This is a genomic window from Kastovskya adunca (genome assembly GCF_059505785.1).
Window position 1 is genome coordinate 129,138 of sequence record NZ_JCACLG010000032.1, and the last position, 8,013, is coordinate 137,150.

At 46.3% G+C, this 8,013-nt stretch carries 6 protein-coding genes; 2 read left to right on the forward strand and 4 right to left on the reverse strand.

What is annotated here, in order from left to right:
- Positions 1-11 precede the first annotated feature (11 nt).
- The 4 genes from AC5JR3_RS12240 to AC5JR3_RS12255 all read right to left on the reverse strand — a co-directional run bounded on the left by AC5JR3_RS12240 (position 12) and on the right by AC5JR3_RS12255 (position 4,565).
- Complete coding sequence (locus tag AC5JR3_RS12240) at positions 12-1,466, reverse strand: TPM domain-containing protein (protein ID WP_495846321.1); 1,455 nt, start codon at positions 1,464-1,466, stop codon at positions 12-14.
- 210 nt (positions 1,467-1,676) lie between these two features.
- Positions 1,677-1,973 carry a DUF2103 domain-containing protein gene (locus AC5JR3_RS12245; RefSeq protein WP_495846323.1) on the reverse strand — a complete coding sequence of 99 codons (297 nt, stop codon included), beginning with the start codon at positions 1,971-1,973 and terminating at the stop codon, positions 1,677-1,679.
- Between the two features lie 4 nt (positions 1,974-1,977).
- Positions 1,978-2,298 carry an ATP-dependent Clp protease adapter ClpS gene (gene clpS / locus AC5JR3_RS12250; protein WP_495846544.1) on the reverse strand — a complete coding sequence of 107 codons (321 nt, stop codon included), beginning with the start codon at positions 2,296-2,298 and terminating at the stop codon, positions 1,978-1,980.
- 254 nt (positions 2,299-2,552) lie between these two features.
- Positions 2,553-4,565 carry an FAD-dependent oxidoreductase gene (locus AC5JR3_RS12255; RefSeq protein WP_495846325.1) on the reverse strand — a complete coding sequence of 671 codons (2,013 nt, stop codon included), beginning with the start codon at positions 4,563-4,565 and terminating at the stop codon, positions 2,553-2,555.
- 425 nt (positions 4,566-4,990) lie between these two features.
- Here AC5JR3_RS12255 and AC5JR3_RS12260 point away from each other — a divergent pair, with 425 nt between their 5' ends.
- A complete protein-coding gene (locus AC5JR3_RS12260; protein ID WP_495846327.1) occupies positions 4,991-6,340 on the forward strand; it encodes an ATP-binding protein in 1,350 nt (449 codons plus the stop codon).
- A partial coding sequence (locus AC5JR3_RS12265; RefSeq protein ID WP_495846329.1) for a tetratricopeptide repeat protein occupies positions 6,297-8,013 on the forward strand: 1,717 nt, incomplete at its 3' end. The genes AC5JR3_RS12260 and AC5JR3_RS12265, both read left to right, overlap by 44 nt.

Here is an 8,013-nt window from a genome sequence, read left to right on the forward strand (position 1 = left end):
ATACAGCAACGTTACCAACTGCCTCCAGCACCACCGCCATCGCTGCTACCACCGCCGAAGTCACTACCGCTACTACCGCTACTACTGCTATTACTGCTGCTACTACTACTGCTACTGCTGCTTGGAAGACGGGCAATCGTTGTACGTCTTTCATGAATGTAGCTACAGCAGTGACAGGTATCAGTAATAAGACGAACGCCCGTGCTATGTTGTGTTGGGTGTACCAAAACATCTGAGGTGCGAGTGACCGTTAGCTCTTGACACTTAGGGCAGTTGTGGAAAGTTATGGAATTGAGGACATAGGCGCGGAAATTAATTCCATAACGCGATAGCTTCGGGCTGCAACTAGGACATTGCCAACCTTCATAGCAAACGCTCTTCAGCTTCGAGGCGACTTTTTCTGGCTTGCTGAGGATTTGGGATAATGAAACAGAGTTGACAGCCTTCATGGGTTGAGCGCAGGTTTCACACTGAAAGCTTCGCAAGGCTCGTCCCTCTTTATTGGGGTTAAAAAACTTTTGGGCAAGGAAGAAAGAAAGCGGGATGCCGAGGACTAATCCCAAAAAGGCAGCAATCAGTGGGATTGACGTCTCTGCTAACGGGACAAAGAATTCTAAAATTAGAAAAGATCCCGCAAAAACGGCACAAAACGTGCCTAGCCCTAGTAGCAAGTAAATGGATTGATCGTGAGGATCGGTACGTTGGAAGCGAAAGGAACCCGTTGCTGCGATCGCGGCAGGACGCGAAACGATTCGTTTGGTTCCGTAGTAACTAAGCACAGCTAGCAAAAGGGCGATTATCCAGAGTAAATCAACGTACTTGGGCAGAGGAGAAGAGGGCGCTGGTTCTAGTTCTAGATTAGGAACGTCCGAAGACGTGGTTTCGTTGGGTTGAGAAGAGGGGAGAGGAGCATTTAGCGGGGGCTGAATCGGAGTGATTGACTCTGGCTTTAAAACGTCCACTAAAGCTGTAGTTCCTGCGATCGCTCCGGCTTCAAAATTACCCTGTTTGAACTGAGGGATAATCTGAGTATCGATAATTCGCTTTACTTCGGCATCAGGCAAGATAGCTTCTAAACCATCACCCGTCTCGATTTCCACGCGGCGATCGCCTTTTGAAATCAAAAATAGCACCCCATTATCCCGGTCTTTTTTGCCAATTCCCCAGTAGTTAAAGAGTTCCGTAGTAAAGGCTTTTGGACTCGGTGCGGGGGCTGTTTCTGTCACCGTGACAACAGCAATTTCACTGCCGTTTTGACCCTCCAACTCAGAAATCATCGCGTTCAGTTGGGCTTTAGTACTGTCACTGAGCAGACTTGCCCCATCGCTTACCCAACCGCCATAAAGCTGTCGGGGATTGGGAACCTCCTGCACCGTCACCGCCTGACTGAGAACGGGAAACAAAACAACCGACAGACACAACAAAATTGCCCAGATGAGCTGTTTGCTGCGGGCAAGTCTTTTCATTACGTGCATTGTTCTCGACTTGAATTCGGCAATATCGAGGCTCTAGATTCCCAGCCGAGATCCCCGACTTCTTCAAGAAGTTGGGAATCTGAACAAACCCCTGACCTCTGGCACGATCTACATGCCGAATCAGAGATATTCCAGAAGCGATCGCTTCTAGAACTAAATTTGCTTGACTCAACGCCGATTCTTATTCAGTTGTGCCAAAAATTATTTAGCTTTGAGGATTTGAGCGATCGCGTCTTCTAATTCGTCTTGACTCAAACTCGTGAGGATAAACACTTCTTGATAGGTTTTTCCGGCTCTAGCAATCAGCTTAAATCCCCCACGAATGGGGACAGACACTTTGAGTTGCAAATGAGGGCGATGGCTTTTGGTACGTCCCAGCACAGCAGGCGTAATTGTTTGAATGCCTTGGTAATAAGTCAGTCGTTCCAGAATCGGAATCAAACCTTGAAGATGAGTAGAGTGATTCCAAACCAACCTGCCGCCACTGGGTTTACTCATCACCTCACGCTGATTCCAAAGGAGCCATCGTTAACCCGGCACGTCTAAGCTGTTGGTGGTAAAGTTCCGCCTGTTCTTTGGGGCCCACCCAAACCGTTGCTTGCCCTTCGTTGTGAACCTGATGTGTGAGTTCCCAAGCGCGATCGCTTACCATCCCAGGAATATACTTCATCAAACACTCGGCAACATACTGAAAGGTGTTGACATCATCATTTAGCACAATCACCTTGTAGTTGGGATAGGGCTTTTGGGTAACTTGACCAGAACGTTCAGGAGCTTTAACAGGCGAAGCCGAGGTCGCATAAAAAGCCGCTGAAATTACCATAGACATAGGACAGTTACCAGAATTCTGCACACAAATCAAACAACGATTCGTTTTCCTCTAGTTTACAGAAGTACTGCCAGAAAGCTCAATTTTTCTGCTATAAAAGCCAGATTTTATCAGGTATTGGACAATTTTGGAATACTGATTGATTTAGGGGGGCAAGGCTTGCGCCCTTAAAAATTCTGGTTCCCACGCAGAAGTTTGATGGGCGTAGGCTATACGCCCCTACTGATTGGGCAACACCCTACCGATGACTATCTCCACTCATCCCAATCTTCATTAAAGATAGAAGTATTTGGAAATGTTGTCGGATTGCCATTTCTTTCCAAAAGTTGCCGTAGGGCTTGGATCTGCGTTTTCTGACGAGGTAGCCCCTCCGTTAACTGGTAAGGCATGATGCCGTTTTCCAGCGCAAAGCTAGCGGTTGTTCCGGCGGCTGCTCCTACTGACCATTCAAAGGAATGGACACGATAAGCGGCGGCAGCAATGTGGCTAGTTGCAATACTTTTCCCCGCCACCAGCAAGTTATCGATCTTCTGGGGAATCATCGCCCGCAGGGGAATCTGGAAGGGATAAGCTTGACCTGCACCCTGTCGTTCTCCTTCACGTTCCGTGTTGCCGGGGGCTTCGGGAGGGCTGAGGGTCATACAGGGGTGGAAATCAATAGCGTAATGAGCAATCCCTACCGAATCAGGATAGATACTAGAGCGAGTACGACGCCTCACGTCTTGCGGGGTTTTGTTGCCTTGAATAGCAGAAATGGCTTCTAAACCTGCAAGGGCAGCCCCTAAACTGCGATTGGCTTGGGGTGAAAGAGCCTGTTGGTAATACTCATCTTTGTAGTCGCGGCGAGAAATATCAATTTCTGCAACGGCAAAGCCTTGGGGATAACCAAAACTGGGGCGTCCAATAATTCGCCGTCCCTCGCGCATGTAAGGGTACTTCGACAAGCCATGCACCGTTCCCATCGGGGAATCTAACCCCGATAAGTAGCGGTTGTTGGGTTGGGGTGTTTTGACGCCATCGCCTAGCTGGGAGTCTGTCGTACCAGCAACCAACCAGTGGAAGAAACCTTGAGAAATTTCCTCAGCTTTAGCCAGGCTTTCTGTCCGCAAGCCACCCATCCAATTTCCCGGTTGTAGCTGTCCTGTGGATTGCAATTGTTCGCGGGTGTAAACCAGGTTATCAACGGCATTACCTGGGCGGTAATCGTTGCCCCACGTCCAGTTCTGCATTGAGATGTCTCCCGGCGCGGGGGCGGTGTAAGTTATGCCGCCAAACTTTTGCGTTTCTCCGGCTTGGGGACTCCAAATGCGCCGATAGGTAAACACTAATCCGAAGTCTGCTAGTCGAGATAACTCGTAGCTGTAGTAGGGTTCGTACTGGGGATAAAACGAGGGCATCCGATGGGGCTGTGGTTCCTCTGTGGCTTCCATGGCAAAGGTGTAGGTAAAGCCTTGGGTGCAATAGGGGTCGCTCGTGGTGCTAGCGGAGGAAGGCTCTAAGTAGGAACGAGGATCGATGCCAAGGCGGTAAGGAACGTCAGCTAGGGCGATGAGTTCGCCTGTTTCGCTGGCGTCTACGACATACCAATTTGTCGGTTGCTGGGTTGTGGCAGGTTTGGGAGTAAAGCGGATGATGGTTTTGTCAAACTGCGAGGAAGATTGGTACTGATAGGAATCCTCAATAGTTTGAGATAGAGGTCTAGTGTTGAGGGGCGGGGCGTTAGGAGCAGGTTTGTGTTGAATAGCGATCGCATTTTCAATCTGTTTGCCATCGGCACTAATATCCACTTCCTTAATTACTGTGGAAGGGAACCATTTAAGCTGCCCTTTCCCTTGCTTTGCCGCATCGCGCAATATACCTGACAACATATTGTGGGCGTCGCGGGGCAGAAAACAAGATTCACTTACCCAGCAGTCTCCAGGGTTGAGTTCGCCGTATTTGCGTTCAATCTGCTGTCGCAACTCTAGGTAGCCGCGAGGATAAAATAGTTGCGATCGCTGCGTGGGGCGTTCATCCAGTGCGGAGGTTCCTTGGGAGGAAATTTGTCCACCTACCCAGTCGGTAATCTCAGTGAGACAAACAGTTCGCCCCGCCCGCAAACCCTCATAGGCGGTAGCCGCACCCGCGAGTCCACCTCCCACAACCAAAATTTCACATTCTACTGTTTGATCGGGGGTTCTCGGTGGCGCAGCAAAGGCAACCGGGGCAAGGAATTCTAGCAAAGTTAAGCCGAGGGTGAGACTAATGAGCGATCGCTTCATATTTGGGCGTTTGTTCTACTTTTATATCGTTCTAGCTAGCTCTCAGACGCTACCACGCCTAAAATGTTCATCGCAAGCATCTTAATCGTTGTGGGGTTAGAGATGAAAGACTTGACCCCTCTACCGTTCCCGAATGGGTTTTAGTTGCCCTTAAGCCAGAATTTCGGCTAATTCGCGCTCCTGAGCGATCGCCTCTAATTCACTTGCGGTTGAGCGGCGATTAATTCCTACTGACTTTGAATTTTTTAAGTTAATTTCCCTCTATCTAGAGATGTGCATTCATTTTTAATAGCCTTTTAGGGATTGAGGAATTTAAGCTGAAGTTGACACCAATACACTGTGTCAAGCCCCTACTGATAAATGAATGTGGTGTATTCATCTGAAAATTGCTGTATATATTCAGTTACAGCAACTAAATTCGCTCAATGACTTCACTCCCCGATAACCGTGCTACTACCCTTAAAGCCGCCTTTCGCGCTTGCGATGTTAGTCCCTTGGTTGGTGATATTCAGCAGCGATACTATGTTGACTTGTCAAAAGTCCGCAACACTGAGGCGATTCAAAGCGTTACCACTCGCTTAGAGTTTCTTGAACCAGCGGAATTTTGCACTATCTTGTTTACGGGACATAGGGGATGCGGTAAAAGCACCGAACTTAGGCGGATTCAGCAAAGCTGGGAGTCTGAATACAGAGTCATTTATTTAGAAGCCGATGCAGAATTAGATATCAATGATGCCGAATATACAGATTTATATTTAGTTATTATCAAAAGTATTGCCAATGAACTTTATAAGATTGGTTTAAAGTTTGATGCTAAACTTCTCAGTAATTTTGAGACTTGGTTTAAAGAAATCACTCAAGAGAACGAATCTACGGTTGAAAGATCTATTAGTTTAGAAGCTATTGCGGAAGCAGGCGCGCAGATTCCCTTCCTTTCAAAGCTCCTGGCAAAGCTGCAATCTCAAATTAAAGGGTCTGAAAGGCAAAAAGAAGTAATCCGTCAAACGCTACAAAAAGATATCGGTCGCTTGCAAGCAGATATTAACCTTTTGTTGGGTGATGCTTTTGTTAAAGTTAGAGAAAAGTATCCTGAGTGCAAGAAAGGATTTTTAGTTATTTTTGATAATTTAGATCGAGTTCCTCCGAATGTAGGCAATCATTTGTTTTTCGACTATGCTACACAATTACAAGGACTACACTGCACTGTAATTTACACAGCACCAATTTCTATTATTTACTCTGAAAAAAATTTGAGCAACGCCTTCGATACTCCCAATATTGTACCGATGGTAAATATATATCAGTTTGACCGCGATCGCTGCGATTTAGAGTACGATCCAGAGGGACTAGAAGCGGTTGCTAGTTTGATCGAGCAGCGAGTTGAAATTGATGCAGTGTTTGAGTCGCGTCAGCTCTTGCTAGAACTAGCCAAAGCTAGCGGGGGTCATGTGCGCCAATTAATGCAAATAACTGCTAGAGCCTGCCTCACTGCTGCTACTCGCAAGCACGATAAAGTTACTACCGATGATGTTAGTTATGCGATTAAGCAAGAGCAGTATAACTTTGAGCGAATTATTCCCACAGAACATTATCCGGTTTTAGCGCAGGTGTGTCTGACAAAGGATATTACTAAAGATGAAACTGGACGATTGATGCTGTTCAATCTTTCAGTTTTTGAATATAACGGTAAAAACCGATGGAACTATATTAACTCGGTTGTGAAGCAAAGCGATGCCTTCCAAAAAGCTCTCCAAGCGGCAAAAAAAAGTCCCTAAACTCGATCCTGTTTCTCTACTTCAGGAGAGGAATGTGGCTGAGTTTATTGCTCTCAATCAGCAATCTTTAGCTGAACTGCTGACATTTATAGATTTTGCCGATGAAAAGTTGACGATCGGTTTTGTAGAAATCAACTTTGCTAGAGATAGAAATACTTTAATTGAGATTCTTAAAAGCTATCCCCTGTGTCAGAATATTCAGTTTGTCATCTGCAATTTTTCTGATCCAAATTTGCGGTTTTTAAGGGATGCCATTGTTGAGACGTTAGCCAACGTTACGAGTGAACCTAGTAAAAAACTCGTTTTAATTATCAGCGGTCTGGAACACTCGATTGGGATGGTCGGAGAGTATCCTCTCGTCCTCCAAGACCTTAACTTTGTTCGCGATGCTTTTACATCTAGCGTTTCCCATCCGATTTTATTGTTTCTGCCAGACTATGCCTTAACTCGTTTAGCAAAATACGCCCCGGACTTTTGGGCTTGGAGAGCGGGAGTTTTTCACTTTCAAACGGCTAAATTAACCAAAGACTATGCAATCAGCACAACGATTAAGTCTAAAAAAACTTTAGGAAGCATAGAATTAGCAGAAAATCGAGAGCGGATAGATTTACTTCAGCGTTTGCTGATGGAGTATCGCCCTTCTAATCATCGCAGTCCATCGGAGGAAAACATATACACCCGCGTTACGGTTTTGCATCAGCTAGGCATTGTTTATAGGAACATAGGAGAAATTTGTAAAGCAGAAAATGTACTTCAAGAAGCATTGCAGCTAACCAACAACGATGAAGATTTAGCCCTAACCAAATCAAGCATCCTCTATGAGTTAGGAATTCTTTACAACAATTTAGGGAAAGTTGAACAAGCGATCGCTCTGTATCACGAATCTCTAGAACTCAAAGAGCGCATCGGCGACGTACAAGGGAAAGCGGCGACGTTGCACCAACTAGCTATTATCTACGCCAATACTGGGGAAATTGAGCAAGCGATCGTTTACTATCAGCAGTCCTTAGAAATAGACGAGCGCATTGGTGATGTCCAAGGGAAAGCGGCGACGTTGCACCAACTAGCAGGTATCTACGCCAATACTGGGGAAATTGAGCAAGCGCTCGCTTACTATCAGCAGTCCTTAGAAATATTTGAGCGCATTGATGATGTCAAAGGGAAAGCGGCGACGTTGCATCAACTAGCTATTATCTACGCCAATACTGGGGAAATTGAGCAAGCGCTCGTTTACTATCAGCAGTCCTTAGAAATAGAAGAGCGCATTGGTGATGTCAAAGGGAAAGCGGCGACGTTGCATCAACTAGCTATTATCTACGCCAATACTGGGGAAATTGAGCAAGCGATCGCTTACTATCAGCAGTCCTTAGAAATAAACGAGCGCATTGGTAATCTTCAAGGGAAAGCGGCGACGTTGCACCAACTAGCAGGTATCTACGCCAATACTGGGGAAATTGAGCAAGCGCTCGCTTACTATCAGCAGTCCTTAGAAATAGACGAGCGCATTGGTAATCTTCAAGGGAAAGCGGCGACGTTGCACAATCTAGCTACTATCTACGCCGATACTGGGGAAGTTGAGCAAGCGATCGCTTACTATCAGCAGTCCTTAGAAATAGAAGAGCGCATTGGTAATCTTCAAGGGAAAGCGGCGACGTTGCACAATCTAGCTACTA